The sequence below is a fragment of the Polaromonas sp. P1_F4 genome (assembly GCF_056405675.1).
On record NZ_JBFUBP010000001.1, the window covers coordinates 21955 to 44078 of the forward strand.

General features: G+C 63.7%; 20 protein-coding genes. 11 read left to right on the top strand and 9 right to left on the bottom strand.

Annotated features, from left to right (window positions below):
* The 8 genes from AC1DYQ_RS00120 to AC1DYQ_RS00155 all read left to right on the top strand — a co-directional run bounded on the left by AC1DYQ_RS00120 (position 1) and on the right by AC1DYQ_RS00155 (position 10276).
* Complete coding sequence (locus AC1DYQ_RS00120) at positions 1-2394, top strand: TonB-dependent siderophore receptor (protein WP_477685066.1); 2394 nt, start codon at positions 1-3, stop codon at positions 2392-2394.
* Between the two features lie 92 nt (positions 2395-2486).
* Positions 2487-3800 carry a lysine N(6)-hydroxylase/L-ornithine N(5)-oxygenase family protein gene (locus tag AC1DYQ_RS00125; RefSeq protein WP_477685067.1) on the top strand — a complete coding sequence of 438 codons (1314 nt, stop codon included), beginning with the start codon at positions 2487-2489 and terminating at the stop codon, positions 3798-3800.
* A gap of 21 nt (positions 3801-3821) precedes the next feature.
* Positions 3822-5060: an MFS transporter gene (locus AC1DYQ_RS00130; RefSeq protein ID WP_477685068.1), complete on the top strand. Its 1239-nt coding sequence runs from the start codon at positions 3822-3824 to the stop codon at positions 5058-5060.
* Positions 5050-5655 carry a GNAT family N-acetyltransferase gene (locus tag AC1DYQ_RS00135; protein WP_477685069.1) on the top strand — a complete coding sequence of 202 codons (606 nt, stop codon included), beginning with the start codon at positions 5050-5052 and terminating at the stop codon, positions 5653-5655. The genes AC1DYQ_RS00130 and AC1DYQ_RS00135 overlap by 11 nt, the downstream gene beginning before the upstream one ends.
* Positions 5652-7535: an IucA/IucC family protein gene (locus tag AC1DYQ_RS00140; protein WP_477685070.1), complete on the top strand. Its 1884-nt coding sequence runs from the start codon at positions 5652-5654 to the stop codon at positions 7533-7535. The genes AC1DYQ_RS00135 and AC1DYQ_RS00140 overlap by 4 nt, the downstream gene beginning before the upstream one ends.
* On the top strand, positions 7532-8356 hold the full coding sequence (locus tag AC1DYQ_RS00145; RefSeq protein ID WP_477685071.1) for a siderophore ferric iron reductase: 825 nt from the start codon (positions 7532-7534) through the stop codon (positions 8354-8356). Before AC1DYQ_RS00140 ends, AC1DYQ_RS00145 begins: the two co-directional genes overlap by 4 nt.
* Before the next feature lie 73 nt (positions 8357-8429).
* Positions 8430-9584: an aromatic ring-hydroxylating oxygenase subunit alpha gene (locus AC1DYQ_RS00150; protein ID WP_477685072.1), complete on the top strand. Its 1155-nt coding sequence runs from the start codon at positions 8430-8432 to the stop codon at positions 9582-9584.
* 32 nt (positions 9585-9616) lie between these two features.
* Positions 9617-10276 (top strand): DUF1345 domain-containing protein, encoded by a 660-nt coding sequence (locus tag AC1DYQ_RS00155; RefSeq protein ID WP_457279927.1) that lies wholly within the window; start codon positions 9617-9619, stop codon positions 10274-10276.
* 46 nt (positions 10277-10322) lie between these two features.
* On the opposite strand, the gene AC1DYQ_RS00160 is transcribed toward AC1DYQ_RS00155, so the two are convergent.
* The 4 genes from AC1DYQ_RS00160 to AC1DYQ_RS00175 all read right to left on the bottom strand — a co-directional run bounded on the left by AC1DYQ_RS00160 (position 10323) and on the right by AC1DYQ_RS00175 (position 13679).
* On the bottom strand, positions 10323-10487 hold the full coding sequence (locus AC1DYQ_RS00160) for a hypothetical protein (protein ID WP_477685073.1): 165 nt from the start codon (positions 10485-10487) through the stop codon (positions 10323-10325).
* A complete protein-coding gene (locus AC1DYQ_RS00165; protein ID WP_477685074.1) occupies positions 10484-11437 on the bottom strand; it encodes a DMT family transporter in 954 nt (317 codons plus the stop codon). The genes AC1DYQ_RS00160 and AC1DYQ_RS00165 overlap by 4 nt, the downstream gene beginning before the upstream one ends.
* Entirely contained in the window at positions 11434-11955 is a 522-nt protein-coding gene (locus tag AC1DYQ_RS00170; protein ID WP_477685075.1) for a methylated-DNA--[protein]-cysteine S-methyltransferase, read from the bottom strand. The genes AC1DYQ_RS00165 and AC1DYQ_RS00170 overlap by 4 nt, the downstream gene beginning before the upstream one ends.
* Before the next feature lie 215 nt (positions 11956-12170).
* Positions 12171-13679, bottom strand: coding sequence for a DNA-3-methyladenine glycosylase 2 family protein (locus AC1DYQ_RS00175; protein WP_477685076.1), 1509 nt, complete (start codon positions 13677-13679; stop codon positions 12171-12173).
* 224 nt (positions 13680-13903) lie between these two features.
* On the opposite strand from AC1DYQ_RS00175, the gene AC1DYQ_RS00180 reads away from it, so the two are divergent.
* The 3 genes from AC1DYQ_RS00180 (at position 13904) to AC1DYQ_RS00190 (ending at position 17958) form a co-directional block, all read left to right on the top strand.
* Positions 13904-15289 (top strand): phosphomannomutase/phosphoglucomutase, encoded by a 1386-nt coding sequence (locus tag AC1DYQ_RS00180; protein ID WP_477685077.1) that lies wholly within the window; start codon positions 13904-13906, stop codon positions 15287-15289.
* Between the two features lie 234 nt (positions 15290-15523).
* Positions 15524-16582: a lipopolysaccharide heptosyltransferase I gene (waaC, locus tag AC1DYQ_RS00185; RefSeq protein WP_477685078.1), complete on the top strand. Its 1059-nt coding sequence runs from the start codon at positions 15524-15526 to the stop codon at positions 16580-16582.
* Positions 16579-17958 (top strand): 3-deoxy-D-manno-octulosonic acid transferase, encoded by a 1380-nt coding sequence (locus tag AC1DYQ_RS00190; RefSeq protein ID WP_477685079.1) that lies wholly within the window; start codon positions 16579-16581, stop codon positions 17956-17958. Before waaC ends, AC1DYQ_RS00190 begins: the two co-directional genes overlap by 4 nt.
* Here AC1DYQ_RS00190 and AC1DYQ_RS00195 read toward each other — a convergent pair.
* The 5 genes from AC1DYQ_RS00195 to AC1DYQ_RS00215 all read right to left on the bottom strand — a co-directional run bounded on the left by AC1DYQ_RS00195 (position 17955) and on the right by AC1DYQ_RS00215 (position 22081).
* A complete protein-coding gene (locus AC1DYQ_RS00195) occupies positions 17955-18398 on the bottom strand; it encodes a hypothetical protein (protein WP_477685080.1) in 444 nt (147 codons plus the stop codon). The two genes, AC1DYQ_RS00190 and AC1DYQ_RS00195, sit on opposite strands and share 4 nt — an antisense overlap.
* 77 nt (positions 18399-18475) lie before the next feature.
* Complete coding sequence (locus tag AC1DYQ_RS00200; protein WP_477685081.1) at positions 18476-19498, bottom strand: cupin-like domain-containing protein; 1023 nt, start codon at positions 19496-19498, stop codon at positions 18476-18478.
* A gap of 56 nt (positions 19499-19554) precedes the next feature.
* Positions 19555-20916 (bottom strand): TolC family outer membrane protein, encoded by a 1362-nt coding sequence (locus AC1DYQ_RS00205; RefSeq protein ID WP_477685082.1) that lies wholly within the window; start codon positions 20914-20916, stop codon positions 19555-19557.
* A gap of 55 nt (positions 20917-20971) precedes the next feature.
* Positions 20972-21334, bottom strand: a complete 363-nt coding sequence (locus AC1DYQ_RS00210; protein WP_477685083.1) for a rhodanese-like domain-containing protein — start codon at positions 21332-21334, stop codon at positions 20972-20974.
* A 63-nt stretch (positions 21335-21397) separates the two neighbouring features.
* Positions 21398-22081 carry a protein-L-isoaspartate O-methyltransferase family protein gene (locus tag AC1DYQ_RS00215; RefSeq protein WP_477685084.1) on the bottom strand — a complete coding sequence of 228 codons (684 nt, stop codon included), beginning with the start codon at positions 22079-22081 and terminating at the stop codon, positions 21398-21400.
* Positions 22082-22124 lie beyond the last annotated feature (43 nt).

A 22124-nucleotide genomic window follows, 5' to 3' on the forward strand; every position in this document is an offset into this window, starting at 1 on the left:
ATGCCTCGTTCCCGCTTCCACCTGCCCCCATTGGCCCTGATTCTGGCCCTCGGCAGCTCGGTGGTTTACTCCCAGGGGGCCGCCAGCGCGCGTGCCGCCACCCCCATGCAGATCAGCCTCGCGGCGCAGCCACTGGCTCAGGCGCTCAACAACCTGGCGCAGCAGGCCGGGCTGGAGTTGATGGTCCAGCCCGCTCTGGTGGCTGGCAAGACGGCGCCCGCGGTATCGGGCCGGTTGACGCCGCAGCAGGCGCTGGACCGGTTGCTGGCCGGCAACGGCCTGGCGGCGACCATCGACGGCAATGTGTTTGTGGTCAAGCCTGTTTCAACGTCATCGGGCGCGGCAACCTTGCCGCTGGTGACCGTGACGGCCGGCGCGGAGCAGGAAACGGCCACCAGCGGCGGCAACGGCTACGTCGCCAAACGCAGCGCATCGGGTTCCAAGACCGACACTCCCATCATCGAGACGCCGCAGTCCATCTCGGTGGTGACCAAGCAGCAGCTGGAAGACCAGAAGCCGCGCAGCGTTTCCGAGGCCTTGAATTACTCGCCCGGCGCCTTCACCGGGCTGGTGGGCGCGTCCAACCGCTACGACTACGTGGCGCTGCGCGGCTTCAAGGACAGCAGCGTAGACAGCACGCTGCTTGACGGCCTGCGCATGCTGAGCGACCAGGGCAGCTACACCTCGATGCAGGTGGATCCTTATTTCCTGGAGCGCATTGACGTGGTGCGTGGCCCGGCCTCTGTGCTGTACGGGCGCGCGTCGCCGGGCGGCCTGGTGGCGCTGACCAGCATGACACCGCAGTTCCAGCCTTACCGGGAAGTGCAGCTCACCATCGGCAACCGCAACCGCCGGGAGGCGGCTGTCGATCTTTCGGGGCCCATCGACAAAGACGGTGTGATGGCCTTTCGCCTGTCGGCACTGACGCGCTCGCTCGACTCACAGTTCAGCACGGTCAAGGAAGAGCGCCAGGCAATCGCGGCATCTCTTGCCATCAACCCGTCAAACGACACGCGCCTGCTGCTGCAGGCTTATCTGCAGGACGACCCTGAGGGCAGCTACCACAGCGGGGTTCCGGCGGACGGCAGCCTCAATGCCCGCCACAACGGCCGGTTGATCTCGCGCTATTTCTTTGATGGAGATTCCAGCGTCGAGAAATACCAGCGCAAGCAACGCTTCCTCGGCTACCAGTTCGAGCATGCCTTTAACGATGCGTGGAAGTTCCGGCAGAACTTCCGCCATGTGACGGCAGACACCACGCTGCGCCAGATCTACGGCTACGGCTGGGCCAGCGCCAATGAGTTGACGCGCTACTATTCCGGCGCCACGGAGTCGACACGCGGCAACACGGTCGACAACCAGCTCGAAGGCCACTTCCAGACCGGCGCGCTCAAGCACACCCTGCTGACCGGGCTGGACTATCAGAAGCGCCGCGTCAGCGGGAGCTGGGAATCGGGCAGCGCACTGCCCATCAATGTGTTCAACCCGAGTTACGGCGCCCCGGGCCTGACCGGCGTGACCAGCGACCCGATCGACCGCAAGCTGGACCAGACCGGCCTCTACCTGCAAAACCAGACCGAGCTGGACCGCTGGCGCTTCACGCTGGGCGGCCGCATGGACTGGGCCAAGGCCTCCAACCAGTATGGTTCGGGAAATCCGGCGCAGTGGAGCGGCTCCAAATTCACCAAGCGGGCCGGCGTTGTCTATCTGTTTGACAACGGCGTTGCGCCCTATGTGGGTTATTCGGACGGCTTTAATCCCAGCCTGCGCAATGACCGGCAAGGCAACAACCTGCCGCCCGCGGAGACCCAACAGCTGGAAATCGGCATCCGCTACCAGCCCAAGGACTCCAACACCCTGCTGTCGGCGGCGGTGTACGACCTGTCGCAGAAAAATGTCGCCACACGCCCGGTAGGAGCCACCTACTTTGAACCTACCGGGAAGGTGCGCTCGCGCGGCCTGGAGCTGGAGGCCCGTTCGCGGCTGAGCAGCAAGGTGTCGGTGCTGGCGAGCTACACCTATACCGACATGAAGTTCACCGAATCGTCGGACGGCTTCACCGGCAACACGCCGTACCAGGCGCCGCGCCATATGGCCTCGGTCTGGGGCGACTGGAACTTCGCACAGGGCTACACCATGGGTGCGGGCGTGCGCCATGTGGGCTCGAGCTGGGTCGACAACGCCAACAGCATGAAGGTGCCGCCCTACACGCTGGTGGACCTGATGCTGCGCGTCGATCTGGCCCAGCTGAATCCGTCGCTCAAGGGCGCCAACCTTCGCCTGAGCGTCAATAACCTCCTCGACAAGACCTATGTGGCGTCGTGCCTGAGCCAGCAGTACTGCTACTGGGGCGACGCGCGCAGCGTCAACGCGACCCTGACGTATCAGTGGTAGGAACGCGGCCCGGTGCTGTAGTCAGCGGCGGGCATTCTTTTGATCACCATGCGCCACCGGATGGCGCACCAGAAATCAGGGAGTTCAGTGCAATGAAAAATGATGTCTATGACTTTATTGCGATCGGGCTTGGACCCTTCAATCTGAGCCTGGCCTGTCTGGCGGAGCCGATCACCGAGGTGAACGCGGTTTTTCTGGAGCGCAATGCGGAGTTCAACTGGCACCCCGGGATGCTGATTGACAACACCACACTGCAAAACCCCTTCCTGGCCGACCTGGTGAGCCTGGCGGACCCCACCAGCTGCTTCAGCTTTCTCAACTACTGCAAGGAAGAAGGGAAAATCTATTCGTACTACTTCCGCGAGAGCTTCTACCTGACGCGGGCTGAGTACAACGCCTACTGCCGTTGGGCGGCGGCGCGCCTGTCCAACGCGCGCTTCGAGTATGACGTGCAGGAGATCGTCCACGACATCGAGAACGGCTGCTATGTCGTGACCGGTGTGCAAGGCCCGCAGCGCGAGCCTTTTGTCATGCGCTGCCGCAAGCTGGTGCTGGGCGTTGGCTCCAAGCCCCGTTTCCCACAATGTTGCGCGCCGGGCGGGCATCGCTACCTGCATACCGCCGACTACATCACCCGCAAGGCCGAGCTGCAGAAGAAGCGCTCCATCACCATCGTCGGCAGTGGCCAGAGCGCGGCCGAGGTCTACCACGACCTGCTCAAGGACGCCGACGGGCACGACTACAGCCTGACCTGGATCACCCGCTCTTCGCGCTTCTTCCAGATGGAGACCACCAAGCTCACGCTGGAGATGTTCTCCCCGGACTACATCGATTACTTCTACAACCTGGCCGATGGGAAGAAGGAGCGCATCGTGCGCGCGCAGGACAGCCTGTACAAGGGCGTCAATGCCAGCCTGATCAACCAGATCTATGACCTGCTGGACGACAGGCGAAAGCAGGGGCCGCTGCGCACGCACCTCATTACCAATTGCGAGTTGCAGGGGTGTCGCTACGACGCCGGAAGCGACAGCTACGAGATCGAATTCCGCCAGCTTGACTGCGACGCACGTTATGCGCATCGCAGCGAGGGGCTGGTCTTCGCCACGGGCTACCGCGAGAACATCCCGTCTTTCGTTGACGGCATCCGCCACCGCCTGCGTTGGGACGAACAAGGCCGCTATCGCCTCGCGCGCAATTACGCCGCCGATTTCAACGGCAACGAGATATTCGTGCAGAACGCCGGCCAGCACACCCACGGCATGACCAACCAGGACCTGGGCATGAGCTGCTACCGCAACTCCTACATCCTGCGCGAACTCACGGGCGTGGAGCACTACAAGATTGAGCGTCGCGTCGCGATCCAGGATTTCACTATTCCGTCCACAGCGGACTTCGTCCTGCTCTGAGGCCTGAGGCGCACAACAAACATGAACCTGAGATTTCACATCATCACGATGACGGTACTGGCCGTTATCAGCGACGCCATCCTGATTCCCTTCTACCCGCAGTTTTTCAGCGCGCGCTACGGTATCGACAGCCCTGTGCACGTGGGCGCCTACGTGGCGGCGATCTCCATCGCCGTGATGTGCACCCTGCCATTGTGGGCACGCGTGGCACGCCGCGTCGAACCGCTGCACCTGCTGGTCTACACGCAGTTTGCCGCCGGCACCTTCAGCCTGCTGAGCGACTGGGCGCCTTCCGTGGAGATCTACTGGATACTGTCGATGCTGATGTTCATGTGCAAGAGCAGCTACCTGCTGATGTACCCGTACATGATGCGCCTGACCCCCAAAGAGCAGCATGCGGCCACCATTGGCATTCTGTCGGTGGTAGTCCACTTCGGCGCCATCTTCGGCGCGGTGGTGGGCGGCTTTGTGCTGCAGACCTGGGGGCCGCGCGCCAGCATTTTTGCCATGGCGGCCGGCGACTATTTTCAGATGGCCGTCTGCTTCTACCTGATCCGCAGCGGAAAGATCATTCGCGTCAACACCGGTGAGCAGGCAATGGCCGAAGCCACCGAGGCGCGCCGCGTCGGGCTGCTGGCCCGCCTGCCCATCCTGAAGCTGGCGCTGGTGATGCTGATGTTTGACTTCAGCGCCTACCTGATCCGCCCCTTCTTCGCGCTGTACTGGCAGAAGATCACTGGCAACGACAGCGAGCTGCTGTCGGGCATGGCCTTCGCCATACCGGGCGTGGTGGCCATCGTCGCGTTGCGCCTGCATGCCTGGATACGGGCACGCGGCGGGGACCTGCCCGACCACACGGTGGGCAACCTGCTGCTGGGTGCGGTCGGGTTGCTGCTGCATGCCGCACCCGATCCTTTCCTGGTCGTGCTGGGGCGCGTGCTGTACGGCTGGGCCTTCTTCCAGATCATTGTCAAGCTGGAGGTCAACCTGTTCCGCCTGTCTACGCCGCAGCGCTATGCGCAAGACTACAGCATCACCAACTTCTTCCAGAACATGGGCGTGTTGCTGTCCTCGTTTGCGGCGGGCGCGATTGTCAATCGCTACGGGCTGCATGTGCCCTTTCTGCTGGCGGCCGGCGGCTTTGTCCTCACCGCACTACTGGACCGCCTGATCCTCAAAGTGCCCAGCGCCGGACATCTGGACGAAACCGGAAGCGTCACAAATTCTTCATCTTTAAAGGAGCCCGCCCATGCTAACTGACACGCTGCACCGCCGCGCCGACGCCGTGCAAAGGCCGTACCGCGACGAGACGGGTTTTGTGTTCCGCCCGTTGCGGATACCGGAGGACATCCCGACTTTGCATCGCTGGTTCATCCAGGAGCGTGCCGCCTTCTGGCTGATGCAGGACAAGACCGAGGACGAAGTTCGTGAGGCTTACCAGCGCATGATGGATTCCGGCACCGCCACACCCTACATCGGCTGGCACGAAGGGCGGCCAGCTTTCCTGGCTGAGTGCTACGACCCCGCGCAGGACCGCATCAAGGCCTTCTACACGGTGCGGCCCGGCGACCTGGGCATGCACATCTTTATCGGCCCGCCCCAGCAGCGCATCGCCGGGCACTCGCGCACGGTGTTTTACGCGCTGATGCGCTTCATGTTCGAGCACCTGGGTGCGCAGCGCATCGTCGTGGAGCCCGACGCCACCAATCACAAGGTCCATGCCTTGAACCGGTCGGCAGGCTTTGCCTACGACCGTGATGTGGTCTTCCCCGAGAAGATCGCCAGCCTCGCCTTTTGCACACGGCGGGATTTTGAACAGGCTACGGCCGCCACCTTAGAGGAAGTCCATTCATGAACGTCACCATCGCCCACCAGATCGCGCACGACCCGGCTCAGTTCGCCGCCCACCTGACGCCGGAGGTCTGGGCCCAGGCCAACCGCCTGCTGCTGCGCAAAGCCATTGCCGAATATGCCCACGAGATCATCATCGAGCCGGAGCTGCTGCGTGCCGGCCAGGGCGGCTTCGCGCTGTACCAGGTGTGCTCGGACGACGGGGCCGCGTGCTACCAGTTTGAGGCACAGCGACTGGCGCTGCGCCATTGGTACATCAAACCGGAATCCATCCGCAAACAAGTGAATGGCGCAGACCAGTCGCTGGACGCGCTCCAGTTCATCATCGAATGCCGCCAACGTCTGGGCATACGTGATGAGCTGCTGCCCATCTACCTCGACGAGATCAGCAGCACGCTCTTCGGGAGCGCCTACAAGCGCATGAAGGCAGACGCACCCAGCAGCGCCCAGCTGGCCGACGCCACCGACTTCCAGACCATTGAGGTCGCCATGACCGAAGGCCATCCGGGGTTTGTCGCCAACAACGGGCGGCTGGGTTTCACCGCAGCCGACTATCAGGCCTACGCGCCTGAGGCCGGCTCGGAGATTCGCGTCATCTGGCTGGCCGTGCACAAGGACCATGCGGCTTTCTCCAGCATCTCCACGCTCAGCTACGAACAGCTGCTGGCCGAAGAGCTGGGGCAGGAGACCGTGGACGGCTTTACCCGTGAAGTGGCAGCGCTGGGCGTCGATCCAGTCGACTACAACTTTATGCCGGCCCACCCGTGGCAGTGGTTCAACAAGCTGTCGATCGCCTTCGCTGGTTATGTGGCCCAGCGCAAGATCATCTGCCTGGCCTACGGCCGCGACACCTACATCGCCCAGCAGTCGATCCGCACCTTCTTCAACACCAGCGACCGCAGCAAGCGCTATGTGAAGACCTCCCTGTCCATCCTGAACATGGGCTTCATGCGCGGCCTGTCGCCTTATTACATGTCGGGCACACCGGCTATCAATGAGTTCATCAAGGACCTGGTGTCGGGCGATGTCTTCCTGCGCGCGAACGGCTTCACCATCCTGCGGGAGGTCGCCTCCATCGGCTTTCGCAATCACTACTATGAGGCCGCAATACCGGTCGATACGCCCTACAAGAAGATGTTCTCGGCGCTGTGGCGTGAAAGCCCGCTGCCCTTGCTCAAACCGGGCGAACGCCTGATGACCATGGCCGCGCTGCTGCATGTCGACAAGGACGGCCACGCGCTGCTGCCTGAACTGATCCGCCGTTCCGGCCTGAGCACAAAGGCCTGGCTGAAAAGCTATCTGGCGTCTTACCTCACGCCGCTGCTGCATTGCTTCTACAAGCACGACCTGACCTTCATGCCGCATGGCGAGAACCTGATCCTGGTGCTCGACAAGCATGTGCCGGTGCGCGCCATCATGAAAGACATCGCCGAGGAATGCGCCATCCTCAATATCGAAGCGAAGGCGCTGCTACCGGAGCGCGTCAATCGCCTGGCGGTCGATGTGCCCGACCACTTCAAACTGCTGGGCATCTTTATCGACGTGTTCGACGGCGTGCTGCGCCACATCAACCAGGTGCTGGTGGAAAACGCCTGCTGCAGCGAGGGAGACTTCTGGCAATCGGTGGCCGACTGCGTATCCGATTACCAGGATGCCCACCCCGAGTTGGCTGCAAAGTTCGCGCACTACGACATGTTTGTGCCCGAGTTCCTGCATTCCTGCCTGAACCGCCTGCAACTCGGCAACAACGTGCAGATGGTCAACCTGGCAGACCCTGCGTCCAGCCTGAAGATGGCCGGCAATCTTGTGAACCCGATTGCCGGGCTCCGCCGCCGCGCCGCGCACCGGGCCGAGGCAGAACCGGTTGCGGAAAGCGTTGCATGAGCTTTGACATGCGGGCGGAGGACACGGTGCGCGACGGCGCGCCGCTGCAGGCGTGGGCGTCCGCGCCCAACGATGACCTCGCCCGCGTGTTGCAACTGGCCGGGCGCATCGCACCCTCGCTGCGCGGCGAGCAGGGCGATGTACCACTGCCCAGCGCACTGCGTCATGGCGACGACGCAGCGGCCAGGCCGGGCCCGTTGCGGGCGCTGTGCCGGCACTGGGCAGAGGCCTACCCCGAAGCCGGCGCGCACTATGTGGCGCTGCGCTGCTGGGGCCTGACGATCTGGCAACCGGTTTACCTCAGCGTGATCGCCGCGCATCTTGATACGCATGTCCCACGGCTGGCCGGCCTGGCGCAGCCCGTGGTGGACGGCTTCCCCAACGGCTTTCAATTGCCGGTGCACGCGCCCATGAAGGCCGCGACGCTGCCTTCACGCATCCGCCTGGCAACAGGCGAGCTGCGCGAACTGTGCCAATCCACGCGCGCGGCACTGATGCCGCTGGTGGCGCTGCATGCACGCGCCGCCGACCGGCTGCAGGCTGAGTGTGTGCTGGGCGCGCTGCTGCTGGTGCATCGCAGCCGGTCAGTTCTGGCCGATAGCGAGGTCGCCGCGGTAGGTGAGGAATGGCTGGCCCGGCTCGGCATCAGCGGCGGCTGCGGCTTTTTTGCCTACCGGGCGCGTGACGGGACGCCCGCGCTCGCTCTCGACCGCAAGGTGTGCTGCCACTACTTTCGCCGCCATGACGGCGAGAAATGCAGCACCTGCCCCAAGCTCCCGCTCGACAAGCGTATCGCCCGACTGCTGGCCGATCCTTCGTAGTCCGGGCCATTGATCCCGCGATGCGGCTGTGCCTTTGAAGGCCGGTGTGCTTCGCCACGCCCTGGAGAGTTCCATGAACGATATTGCACGCCTGGTGCATGTCCTGCCGGCGGACCCGCAGCTGCCCGTAGGCGCTTATTTCGACGAAGCCCTGTTTGCACGTGAACAGGCATTGATCTTCAACAAGTCCGCCCGCTACCTCGGCCATGAAAAAGCCGTGCCGCAGGTCGGCGACTGGCACCGGCTCGCGCAGGAAGGCGGAGGCCGCGTGCTGGTGCGTAATCCGCAGGGCGTGGAGCTGTTGTCCAACGTCTGCCGGCACCGGCAAGCCCTGATCCTGGGTGGCGAGACCGGCAACGTGAGCGGGCCAGCCAACCCGAAAGGTAATCTGGCGGCTGCCGGCGGCAACATCGTCTGCCCGCTGCATCGCTGGACTTACAACAGCAGCGGCGAGTTGCTGGGCGCGCCGCAGTTCGAGCAAAAACCCTGCAAGAACCTGCAGCGGTTTTCCTTGCGCAACTGTCACGGCCTGCTTTTCGAAGGCCCGCGCGACCCGGCCCAGGACATGGCGCCGCTGTTCAAACGGCCCGAGTTCGATTTCTCGGACTACGTGCTCGACCACGTGGAGGTGCACCAGTGCAACTACAACTGGAAGACCTTCATCGAGGTCTACCTGGAGGATTACCACGTCGCCCCTTTCCACCCCGGTCTGGGCAGCTTCGTCAGCTGCGACAACCTGAGCTGGGATTTTGCCGACTGGTACAGCATGCAGCGCGTGGGCGTGCACGATTCGCTGAACGCGCCGGGCTCGGACATCTACCGCACCTGGCACGACCGCCTGCTGAACTACCGCACCGGAACACCACCGGATTTTGGCGCGATATGGGTCACCTACTTTCCTACCCACATGATCGAGCTGTACCCGCACGTGCTGGTGCTGTCCACGCTCTACCCCAAGGGGCCGCAGGACACGGTCAATATGGTGGAGTTCTACTACCCCGAAGAGATCGCCGCCTTCGAACGGGAGTTCATTGAAGCGCATCGCGCCGCCTACATGGAAACCGCCCGGGAGGACGACGAGATCGGCGAGCGCATGGATGCGGGCCGGCGCGCGCTGCTGGCGCGGGGCGTCTCGGACACCGGGCCCTACCAGTCGCCGCTGGAAGACGGCATGCAGCATTTCCACGAGTGGTACCGGCGGACCATGGGTGCCTCATCTCCCCCTTGAAGCCGGGATGCCGCTAGCCTCACAATGCAGCCATGCGCAAACATTTCTCCGAAACCACCGGCCCGCAGCGGCTCACCCTGGGCCTGGTGGCCGGGCTGATTGTGGCGGCGCTGCCGCTGCCCCTGGGCTGGCAGTTTTGCGGCTTGCTGGGCTGGTGTGCCGGCGTCGGCGTTTATCTGTGGCTGGCCTGGTGGCTGTGCGTGCGCTTTGACGCCAAACGGACGCGCGAACGTGCACAGGCTCAGGACGAACCCAGCGTGGTGCTGTTTTTACTGATGCTGCTGGCCACCATGGCCTGCGTCGCCGCCATTACGTTGATGATGCAACAGGCAAAAAACCTGTCGGGTATGGAGCGCACGCTGCACATCGTGCTCTCCGTTGCGGCGCTGGCTGCCTCTTGGCTGTTCATGCAGACGATTTACGCGTTTCGCTATGCCCATCGCTATTACCACGAAGAAAAACTCGGAGAGCCCGATGGACCCGGTCTGTGTTTTCCCGGCGGGCTGGATCCGGACTATTTCGATTTTTTGTACTACGCCCACGTGGTCGGCATGACCTCACAGGTCTCCGACGTGCAGGTCACCTCGCGCGAGATGCGTCGGCTCACGCTGGTGCATAGCGTGCTGTCCTTCGGCTTCAACATGCTGATTTTGGCGCTCAGCATCAATGTGGTGGCGGGGGCGCTGCAATAAGCGGCCGCAACGCCCGTCGGACGCCCGTGCCCAGGCGCGCCGGTTTCTAAATTCGAAGCAACTGCTTGTTCAGCGCCATTTTTTCCTTCTTGCGCAGGCTCGCTTCGGATTTGCGATGCGAGCCCGCCTTGCGTTGCGCTGCGAGCGCCACCAGCGGGTTGCGAGGCTTGGGCGCAGTCAGCTTGAGTTTGGTCTTGCGGGCGGAGGTCATACCTTTTGCTGTTCAGGTTTGCGGCCCAGCTTGAGCAGCCCGGTTGACAGCGCGGTGCCAATCACAATCACCACGGCGCAGATCACCATCCAGGCCGTCACATGCTCACCGAGGAAGATCACGCCATAGATCACCGCAAACACCGGCACCAGGAAGGTGACCGACAGCGCGCGCGGCGGGCCGGCGTTTTCGATCAGGCGAAAAAACAGGATGTAGGCCAGCCCGGTGCAGACCACACCTACGGCCAGCAGCGCCAGCCAGGCATGCGCGCCCGGCATCTGCGCCGGCCACAGCCAGGCGGCGGGCAGGGCCAGGCCGAGGGTTGCGCCAATCTGGCTGCCCGCCGCGGTGACCAGCGGCGGCATGCCTGACAGATAACGCTTGGTGTAGCTGGCGGATATGCCGTAGCAAATGCAGGCAAAGAGGCAGGCCAGCACGGCCCACCCTGGCGCCACGCCCGAAGCATCGGGCTTGAAGGTGGCTTTGTCCCAGGCCAGCATGGCTACGCCGGCAAAACCCACGAAGAGGCCCAGCACGCGTGAGGCATTGGGTTTGTCTTTCAGCCAGAGCCAGGCCACCAGGGCGCCGAACATCGGCACCGTGGCATTGAGGATGGCCGACAAGCCGGTGGTGATGGACAGCAGGGCAAACGAAAAGCACGCAAACGGGATGCCCGAATTCAGTATGCCGATGAAGAAAATCCGTTTCCAGTTTTTCTTCAGGTCAGGCAACAGGCCGCGCAACCATACGATGGGCAGCAGGAACAGCGCCGCAATGCCCACGCGCACTGCGGCGGTGGGCAGGGGACCGAACTCCACCGTGCCGATGCGCATGAAGAGAAAGGAAGAGCCCCAGATGGCCGCCAGCATCACAAAATCGGCAGCCCAGTTTTTGGGCTTGGTGAGGGCCGCACCCACCGGCGCGGCGATAACGGAGGGACTGGAACTCACAGCGTGCTCTCCTGAAGTGCGCCTTCGAGTTTAAGCAAGGCGGTTTTGCGGTGCAGGCCGCCTGCGTAGCCTGTGAGTGAGCCATCGGAGCCCAGCACCCGGTGGCAGGGCACGATCACGCTGACCGGGTTGCGCCCGACTGCTGCGCCCACGGCGCGCACGGCTTCCGGCTTGCCGATACGCTGGCTCACCTGGCCGTAGCTGAGGGTGCCGCCCTGCGGGATGGCCAGCAGCGCCTGCCATACCGACTGCTGGAAGGCCGTTCCGTGACCCAGGTCCAACGGCAGGTCAAATCCGGTGCGTGTGCCGGCATAGTATTCCGTGAGTTGCTTGATGGTCTGCTTGAGCACCGGGTGGTCCGGGTCTTCGCGCCACACATAAGGTTTCACGAGTTGCGGCGGCAGGTGACGCTGGCCGGCAAACCAGGTGCCGGCCAGGCCTTTGTCAGTCGCGGCAATGATCATTTCCCCCAAGGGGCTGTGGAAGGTCGTCTGGACGATGGAGTTGTCGAATTTCATCTTGTTCACCTTTGAATGGTTTCGAGTTTCTGCCTTATGAGGTCTTTTCCGGGCCTGAATAGGCGGCTTAAGCTGACTTGTCTCTTTTACGGGCAAAGACTGGCTCGATCATTCACCGGCGATGTTCGCGCCAAGGCGCTGGACCGTCCAATGAAATCGAAGCGCCGCATTCATTCCCCGAACGCATGAATCGCCATGTTGTCGCTGTGGCACCGTCAGCCGGGGCGCTCCAGCGTGCCGCTCCAGGCGCGTATCACCGCATAGCTGCGCCAGGGTTTCCATGCATCCGAGGCCAGTTCAGCCTCCCGCGCCGGGTTCTTTTTTCCCTGCACACCCAGCGCCTTGTGCAGCGCCACGTCGCCCGCCGGAAAGGCATCGGGCCAGCGCAGCGCCCGCATGGCGATGTATTGCGCCGTCCAGTCGCCGATGCCGGGCAGCGCTTTCAGCGCGGCCACTGTCGTGTTGACGTCAGCGCCGCTGTGCAGTTGCAGCCGCTTGTCCACCACCGCCTGCGCAATGCCCACAATGGCGGCCTGGCGCTGCCTGACGATGCCCAGTTGCCCGAGCGCGTCCCCGCTGGCCGCGGCCAGCACGGCCGGCGCGGGAAAGAGGCGCGTCAGCTGTGGCCACGGTGTTTCCACGGGTTCGCCAAAACGGTCGACCATGCGCTGCGCCAGCGTGCGTGCGGCGGCCACGGTGATCTGCTGGCCCAGCACGGCGCGCACCGCCAGCTCGTAGCCATCCAGCGCGCCCGGCACACGCAGGCCGTCGCCTTCGGGAAAACTTACGTGCAGCACGCTGTTGATGGTGGCCGGATCGGCGTCCAGGTCAAAGGTGGTGCGCACGCGGCGTATGACCAGCGGCAGCACTTCGCGCAGTGAATCGCTGACGCGCAGCACCAGCTGCGAACGGCTTTCATCAAAGCTTGCGAGCAGCCAGCCGGCATGCAGCTTGCCGCCCGACTCGATGCTGAAGGTCCTGCCCAGAGCGGGCTGCGCAGCATCCGCGGCAATGAATTCAATGGCGCTGATGCAGCGCTTGCTGAAGAAGGCCAGCATGGCCTGCACGTCATAGGGCGGGCGGTAGCCCAGCCGCACGATGACGCCTTCACCCACCTCACCGACCCGGGCCGGGCCCTGGCGTCGCAACTGCGTGGGGTTGAGTTTGTAGTGCTCCACAAAGGCTGCGTTGAAGCGCCGCACGCTTGCAAAGCCGCTGATCAGCGCAATCTGCGTGATGGGCAGATTGGTGTCGGCCAGCAATTGTTTGGCGGTGTGCAGCCGGTGCGTCTGCAGGTATTGCATGGGGGAGACGCCGAACTGTGCCTCGAAAATCCGCCGTACGTGGCGGTCGCTCACGCCCAGCCTGGCGGCCAGCTTTTCTACAGAAGGTGCTTCCTCGGTCCACACCTCGGGCTCATCCAGCAGGCGCGCCGCCTGGTGCGCCAGGATGTAGGACGCATCCTGTATTGACCACACCACCGAATGCGGCGCCAGCTCGGGCCGGCAGCGCAGGCAAGGTCGAAAGCCCGCGTTCTCGGCCTGGGCGGCATGGTGGAAGAAACGGCAGTTCTCGCGCTTGGGCGTCTTCACGCTGCAGACCGGACGGCAGTAGATGCCGGTGGAGGTCACGCCGGTGAAAAAGCTGCCGTCAAAACGGGCGTCCCGCGCCTTCAGGGCGAGGTAGCAGTCGTTGTCGGCAAGAGGGGTGGTTTCGCGGTTCATGAGGGAAATGATACGCCGCAGGGTGGCTTTCACTAGCCGTTTTCGGACATGTCCCTGAGGGCCTGAAACCCTCTGTTTTGGGGCCGGCCTGGCTGGTTTTTGAGGCGCCGCAATAGTCTGAACGGACCTGCCGGAAAGGGCTACGGCCTACAGCTGGCGCATAGGCCGGCACCTACAATGAAAATCAACCTTCTTTCTGCTTGTCTTTCCAGGAACCGCACCCGATGCAAATCAACCCGTCCATTTTCAAGGCGTATGACATTCGCGGTGTGGTGCCGTCCACCATCCATGAAGACATGGCCGAGGCCCTGGGAAAAGCGTTTGGCATGGCCGCGCTGGCAGAAGGTGAAAAGGCGGTAGCTGTTGGCCGCGACGGCCGGATCAGCGGGCCTGCGCTCAGCGCGGCGCTGATGCGCGGCCTGGCCGCCACCGGCATTGATGTGATTGATGTGGGCATGGTGACCACACCCATGCTCTATTTCGCGGCCAGCACGCTGGCCGGCTCGGGCATCCAGGTCACAGGCAGCCACAACCCCAAGGACTACAACGGCTTCAAGATGGTGTTGGCCGGCCGCGCCATTTACGGCGAAGAGATTCAGGGTTTGCGCCGCGTGATTGAGGGCGACAAGTGGGTGCTGCCTTCACAGGCCGGCGCCATCCGCCAGGTTGACGTGGGCACGGCCTACCGTGACCGCATCGTCTCTGGCATCAAGCTGGAGCGCCCGATGAAGATCGTCATCGACTCCGGCAACGGTATTGCCGGCGCGTCGGCGCCCGCCATCTTCCGCGCGCTGGGCTGCGAAGTGACGGAGTTGTTCAGCGAAGTGGACGGCAACTTTCCCAACCACCACCCCGACCCGAGCAAGCCCGAAAACCTGCAAGACCTCATCAAGGCCTTGCAAAGCGGCGACGCCGAACTGGGTCTGGCCTTTGACGGCGATGGCGACCGCCTCGGCATCGTCACCAAAGACGGCCAGAACATTTACCCGGACCGCCAAATGATGCTGTTTGCCCGCGACGTGCTCTCGCGCGTGCCGGGCGGCACCATTTTGTTTGACGTGAAATGCTCGCAGCGCCTGGCGCCCGAGATCGAGGCCGCCGGCGGGGTAGCGATGATGTACAAGACCGGTCACTCGCTCATCAAAGCCAGGATGAAAGAGGTCAACTCGCCCCTGGGCGGCGAGATGAGCGGCCACATCTTCTTCAAAGAGCGCTGGTACGGTTTTGACGACGGTACCTATGCCGGCGCGCGCCTGCTCGAAATTTTGAGCCGCGTGCCCGACGCCGGCATCGTGCTCAATGCCTTGCCGACCAGCTTCAGCACGCCTGAACTCAACGTGGCCTGCAAGGAAGGCGAGCCGCACAAGGTGGTGGAGGCCTTGATCAAATCCGCGAAATTCGCGGCACCCGCCAAAATCTCGACCATCGATGGCGTGCGCGTTGACTGGCCCGACGGCTTTGGCCTGATCCGTGCGTCCAACACCACGCCGGTGCTGGTGCTGCGCTTTGAGGGCCACACCCAGCAGGCGCTGGAGCGTATCGAGGCTGACATGCTGACCCTGCTGCGTAGCGTCAAGCCCGACGCGAGCTTTGCCGCAGCCATGCACTGAGCCCACCCCCTTCCAGACTCACTTCGTGTAGTCTGTTCCCCCCTTCCAGGGGGCGGTGCCTGCGGCCCGGCAAAGCCGGTTCCGCGGCCCCCGCTGGTATTGGACGGCTCGCTTCGCATCGCGTTTGGGGTGCCGTGAGGGACGCTGAGTGGCTTTTTTGGAGTTTCCGGGGCAAGTGGGCGTTCTGGGCGCTTTCTGCGGTGAAAATCAGCGTTTTCGCCTTTCACTGTCTTCATGAAAATTTTGCTGGTCAAGCTGTCCTCGCTCGGCGATGTGGTGCACACCCTGCCGGTGGTGCAGGACATCCACGCCGCGCTCCCGGACGCGCAGATTGACTGGGTAGTGGAAAAGGCCTTTGCCCCCTTGCTGGCGCGCCACAAAGGTCTGCACCGCGTGATTCCCTGTGAGATTCGGCGCTGGCGCAAATCATTCTGGACGCTGGCCACGCGAAACGAATGGCGTGCCTTCCAGCACGAACTTCAACGTGAAGCCTATGACGCCGTCATCGACCTGCAGGGCTTGACCAAGTCGGCGCTGGTGGCGCGGCTTGCCACGGTGGCGCCCGGCGGCAAGCGCTACGCCCTGGCCAACCAGACCGAGGGCTCGGGCTATGAGGCGCCTACCCGCTGGGTGGCCGACGTGGCCATCACCCTCCCACCGCATATTCACGCGGTGCAGCGCTCGCGCGAGCTGGCGGCGCGTGCGCTGGGCTACACCCTGAAAGGCGCATCGGATTTTGGATTAAAAATGCCTGCAGCCCATGAGGGACGGGCGCAAGCAGCTCCTGAAAAGATAGCGCCTGCAGCGTCGAAAGGCCGGGTGGTGCTGGTCCACGGCACCTCGCGCGCCGACAAGGAGTGGCCGCTGGACCACTGGATCACGCTGGGGCGTCGCCTCCATGCGGCCGGCTACCCGGTGGCACTGGCGCACGGCAACGCACACGAGCTGGCCACCAGCCAGGCCATTGCGCAGGCGCTGACCAAAACCGCCGCGGACATAGCCCTGGTGCTGCCGCTGCTGCCGCTCGATGCGCTCACCGAAGCGCTGGCGCAGTGCGCCGGTGTCATTGGTGTCGACAGCGGTGTCAGCCACATTGCCGTGGCATTGGATTTGCCGCATGTGCAGATCTACAACTTCGACACGGCGTGGCGCACCGGCCCCGGCACCCTTGACCACGGGGGGCGGCAGGTCAGCGTGTTTGCGCGCCCGGCACCCACGGTGGAAACCGTCTGGCAGGCCTGGCTGGCATGCTGGGCGGTGAGCAGCCCCGCAAGCGCCGGAGGGGCGAAATGAGCGCGCTGGCCCTGAAGCTTTATTCGCTGCTGATGTGGCTGGGCCAGCCGCTGCTGCGCCGCAAGCTGGCGCGCCGCGGCAGGCGGGAGCCCGGTTACCTTCAGGCGGTGCAGGAACGGTTTGGCCACTATGCCCAACCGGCAGAAACTGCCTCGGAGCTGGTCTGGCTGCATGCCGTTTCGCTCGGCGAAACGCGCACGGCGGCCATGCTGCTCAAGGCGCTGCGCGCGCAACACCCCGGCTTGCGTATTTTGCTGACGCATGGCACGGCCACGGGGCGCGCCGAGGGCGTCGGCCTGCTGCAGCCCGGCGACGTGCAGGTGTGGCAGCCCTGGGACAGCCCGGGCGCAGTGGCGCGGTTTTTTGGCCACTTCAAGCCGCGCCTGGGCCTGCTGATGGAAACCGAGATCTGGCCCAATATGGTGGCCGCAGCCCAGGCGCGTGCCATGCCGCTGGTGCTGGTGAACGGCAGGCTGTCCGAAAAATCCCTGCAGCAGGCACTGAAAATGTCGCCGCTGTCGTTTCCGGCTTACGCGGCGTTGTCTGCGGTGTATGCCCAGACCGATGACGACGCCCGGCGGTTTCGCCAGGCGGGTGCTGCGGTGAGCGCCGTGTTCGGCAACCTCAAATTTGACGCTTCGCCTGACGACGCCCAGCTGGAAAAAGGCAAGGTCTGGCGCCGGACGCTCGGGCTTCCGGTGCTTATGTTTGCCAGCTCACGTGAAGGCGAAGAGCAGGAATTTTTAAAGCAATTAAGTGCCACAGCCCAATCTGAACGGGCGCAACCAGCTATCAATTCTGTAGCAGATGAATCGCGGGAAGAAGCGCACAAGGAGGGGCCGGGAAGCCAGTTCAGGGTGTTGCTGGTGCCGCGCCACCCGCAACGGGTCAACGAGGTGGAGGCGCTGGTGCAGCAGCACGGCCTGCGCGTCTCGCGCCGCTCGCACTGGCCCGATACGGAGGGCGGCCCGGCCGTGAACGACGATGCGTTGCACGCGGATGTGTGGCTGGGCGACTCACTGGGTGAAATGGCGCTGTATTACGCGATGAGCGATGTCGCGCTGCTGGGCGGCAGCTTCGCGCCGCTCGGCGGGCAAAACCTGATCGAGGCGGCTGCCTGCGGCTGCCCGGTCGTCATGGGCCCCCATACCTTCAACTTCACCGAAGCAGCCGAGCTGGCCATCGAGGCGGGGGCAGCCCGGCGTGTGGTCGATATGGAACAAGGCGTGCGCGCCGCCCGAAAGCTGATGGACAAACCCGAAGCACGCGCTGCCGCGGTGGCCGCCGGGCTGGCTTTCGCCGACAGCAATCGGGGTGCGACGGTGAAGACGGTGGATGCGCTCCGGACCTATTTAAGTCGCTTTAACGGCACCTAAGCCGCCTGGTCGTCAATGAGCTCCAACAGCTCAATTGCACTCTTGGCTCGCGCACCCGTGCCGTTAGCGAGTGGTGCAATGCGGTGGCGCATTGAGTGGATGAACGCATTGAGTGTTGCTTTGACCGAGGCTCCAAGATATGTGTCGTAACCTTTTTCAGGGACGAATGAGCCACCAAGATCTATTAATGACTCCATAACTGCTCGCTGCGCCCACTCTTTCCCCTTCATGAGAATCTGTTCAATCTCCGGAAGGACACCCAAGACGACCGGATAGTACGTACCCCTGTGGTTGTTTCCAGTTGCCCAGAGAAGCGCATCGTAGGCGTCATTTGCGGTCGATTCGTCGTATGCATTCCAGAGCGCGTCGAGCGCGGCTTCCACGCTACCGGCCGCGTTAGAGTCCGGCTGGGGAAAGTGATCGAGATCGAGCGGCTTCATGGCTGTTTTGGTGGTCCAGCGATTGACATCAACACGGGGGCAAGTGACGTTTTGCTGAAAGGCGTTCGTTCGATGGCCTAGCGCTTGCCCAGCACCTGGTGGCAAGTGCAATTGCCCCACGCGTACATGCGCAGGTGATGCGCCCAATCGCGCAGCGTGGCCCAGGCGCCGCCGGTCGCCACTTCATAGGGTGTCAGGCCGAACATGCCGAGGCTGATGGAGGGCTCCACTGACACCACGGAGTGCCAGGTTCGCCTCGGGATGAACAGTGCATCGCCGGCCTCAACGCGGGCGTGGTAGCCATGGGCTTTTTCGAAGGAGGCGAGTTCGCGGACTTGCTCGGGCAGGCGCGAGACGTTGATGTCGCTGAGCGTGGCACCCCAGTCGTATTTGGCGGCCGGGCACATGTGCTGGCGCTGGTCGGGTGAGAAAAGGATGAACTCCTTGACGCCCTGGAGTTGCACAAACCAGTTGTGCGGGAAATCGTTGTGCAGGCCGGTCACGGTATTGGCCGGGCCCATGAACACATATTCCCAGGTCATGCGGCCGGGCCACAGGCTCTTGATGAGCAGGTCGCGCCGCAGCTCGGGGTATTTTTCGAGAATGTCCCACTGCGCGAGGTACAAGGTCGTCGGCTTGAACGACTGCATGTGGGCCCAGTTCAGGTGAAAGCGCTCGCCGGGTTTGTAGCTGTCCCGCACCGGCTTGGGTAGCAGGCCGGCCATGGGGTCCGGTGTGCGTTGCGCCGCCTTGCCGAGTTCCCGCAGGTAGGGCGCAACCGGAAGGAAGGGGCGGCCCTTGGTCACGCCCTGTTCGACCAGGCCATCGGTGAACTTGACCGGCACCTCGGCGCCCTTGCCGGCACAGACGTCGGCGAGGAATTCAAACGACCATTTTTTCCAGGCCGGCCAGTGATGGATGCCGCCCTTGACCAGCACGGGTTTGTCAAACGGTTGCCGGCGGCCCGCGCGCTTGAGTTCTTCCCAGGTGGTTTCCTCGATCAGCTCGAAGCTGGGGCCTTTGGGGATGTGTAGCGGCGCATCGGTCACGCGTTCAGCCTCTATCGGCAAGGGCAGGGGATTGTGTGCGGGCATCAACATGGAAATTCTGGCCCCGGGCCGGGCCTTTGTTGGAGTGTTGTGAAGCGTACCGCGATTTACCTGGCCAGCAGTGCGTTGATTTTTTGCAGGTCTTCCGGTGTCAGCGTGCCATTGGCCTGGCGCAGTTTCAGGTCGCCCAGCAGCACGTCGTAGCGCGCTTTGGCCAGGTCGCGTTTGGTCTGGAACAGCTGGCTCTGCGAGTTGAGCACGTCGATGTTGATGCGAACGCCGACCTGGTAACCCAGCTTGTTGGCATCCAGTGCGCTCTGGCTTGACAGTTCGGCCGCCTCCAGCGCCTTGACCTGTCCCTGGCCCGATTGCACGCCGAAGTAGGCGGTGCGCGTGGCCTGCGCCACGGTGCGCCGCGCGCCTTCGAGATCGCTTTGAGCCTTGTCGCGCAGCGACAGGGTTTCGCGCACGCGGTTCTGCGTGGCGAAACCCGCAAACAGCGGCACATTGAGCAGCACGCCAACGGTGGTGGTGTTGGTGCGGAAGGCAAACGGCGGGATGGTGGTCGCCGTGCCCGAGGGGTTGCGCGTGACGTTGTAGCTGGCTGTCGCGTCAAGCGTGGGCTTGTGGCCGGCTTCGGCCTTGTTGACCTCCAGTTCCGCGATTTCCACATTGCTTTGCGCCTGGCGGATGCTGGGATGCACCAGCTCGGATTGCGAGACCCAGATGCCGACGTCGGCCGGCGTCACTGTGGGCAGGCCGACCGGGTTTACCAGGGGCTTGGGCTGGGTTTCCGTTTTGCCGACCAGCGTGTCCAGCGCGAGTTTCTTGACACGCAGGTCGTTCTCGGCGGCGATCTCCTGGGCAATGACCAGGTCGTAGCGGGCCTGCGCCTCGCGGGTGTCGGTGATGGTGGAGGTGCCCACCTCGAAGTTGCGCTTGGCCGACGCGAGTTGCTCGGCCACCGCAGCTTTCTGGGCCCGTACAAAGGTCAGGGTGTCCTGCGCGGCCAGCACATCGAAATAGGCCTGGCTGGTACGCACGATCAGGTCCTGGTCGGCGGCCTCCAACTGGGCCTTGGCCAGGTCCACCTGCCTGGATGCCTGCTGGTAGGTGGCCCAGTTGGCCGGGCGGTACAGCGGCTGAGAGAGGTTGAGCGTGGCATTTTGCGTATTGAAGCTGCGCTCGATCACCGGTGCGGTGTTTTCAAAATTGGTGCGCGACACGCCCGCCGAGATGCCGGCTGTCGGCAAGATGCCGGCCTTGGCCTGGTCGGCCCTGGCGAGGTTGGCGTCGTATTGGAGCTTGGCGGACTGGTAGGCAGCGTCGAAGGCGCGGGCCGACTCATACAGCTCCACCAGGCTCTGGGCCTGCGCGGCCGGGGCCGCCATCATCAGCGCCGCAGTGACGGCAATCGACAGGGGCAACATCGACAGGCGTAGCGCCGGCGGTTTCTTGGGCGTGGTCATAAAGGTCCTGAGGAATGGGTGAATCGGCGATAGGGAGGTATGCGGTGCGCGGAGATCAGTACACGGGGACCGACGGGTCCACCTGCTGCGACCAGGCGTCAATGCCGCCCTGCAGGTTGACGACCTCGGTGAAGCCACTTTGTGTCAGATAGTTGGCCACCTGCAGGCTGCGCATGCCGTGGTGGCAGAGGCAGGCGATCGGCTGGCCGGTGCCGGCTCCGATTTCCTGCAGCTCAGCCAGACGCGTGGGTATTTCCCGCATCGGGATGTGCACCAGCCTGAAGCCGTCCTCCTTGACCGAGGCCGTCTGCAGTTCCCAGGGCTCTCGCACGTCCAGCACCACAGGCAGGGCGGGCGCGCCTTCCCCGGCGTTGTTGCGCCACTCGGCGAAGTTGGCGGGGCTCAGTTGGGGAATCATGGTCGGCTGTCCTGCGTTGGAATGCGTGCTTGGCGTTGGTGAAGTCGTGTACGGCGGCCAGGCTCAGAAGCTGAATTTCGAGGGTTCAGGGAAATTCAGCAGGCGCGGCGCCACGGTGTCCCAGGCCTGGGTGGTGCGCCAGGCGTCTTCGGCCACGCGTGTGACCAGGGTGGCGCGCATCATCGGCTCAAAACCCACGATGGCGCTCAGGCGGCCGCCCACCTTGAGCAGGGACAGCAGCGAAGCCGGCACCTCGGCGACCGAGCCGCTGAGCACGATCACGTCAAACGGTCCACGAAGCGGGTCGTTGCTGGAAACGGCCTGGGCGATTTTTGCCGCGCCGTCGCCGGTGCGCACTTCGGCGTTATAAAGGCCCGCCCTTTGCAGGTTGTCGCGTGCGGTCTGTGCCAGCTTGGGATCGATCTCCAGCGTGATCACCTGCTGCGCGCGGTGGGCCAGCAGTGCGGCCATGTAGCCGGAGCCGGCGCCGATTTCCAGAACCTTTTCATGCTTTTGCACGGCCAGTTCCTGCAGGATGCGGGCTTCGACCTTGGGCGCCAGCATGCACTGGCCTGCTCCGGTGCCCAGCGGGATTTCCATGTCGACAAAGGCCAGTGCCTTTTGGGCGGCCGGCACAAAGTCTTCGCGCTTGACCACGGCCAGCAGGGAAAGGACCTGGTTGTCCAGCACTTCCCAAGGGCGGATTTGCTGCTCAATCATGTTGAATCGGGCTTGTTCGTAGTTCATGGCGGACCTGTAGGTTGGCGAAATGGGGGAGGGTGAGCTGTAC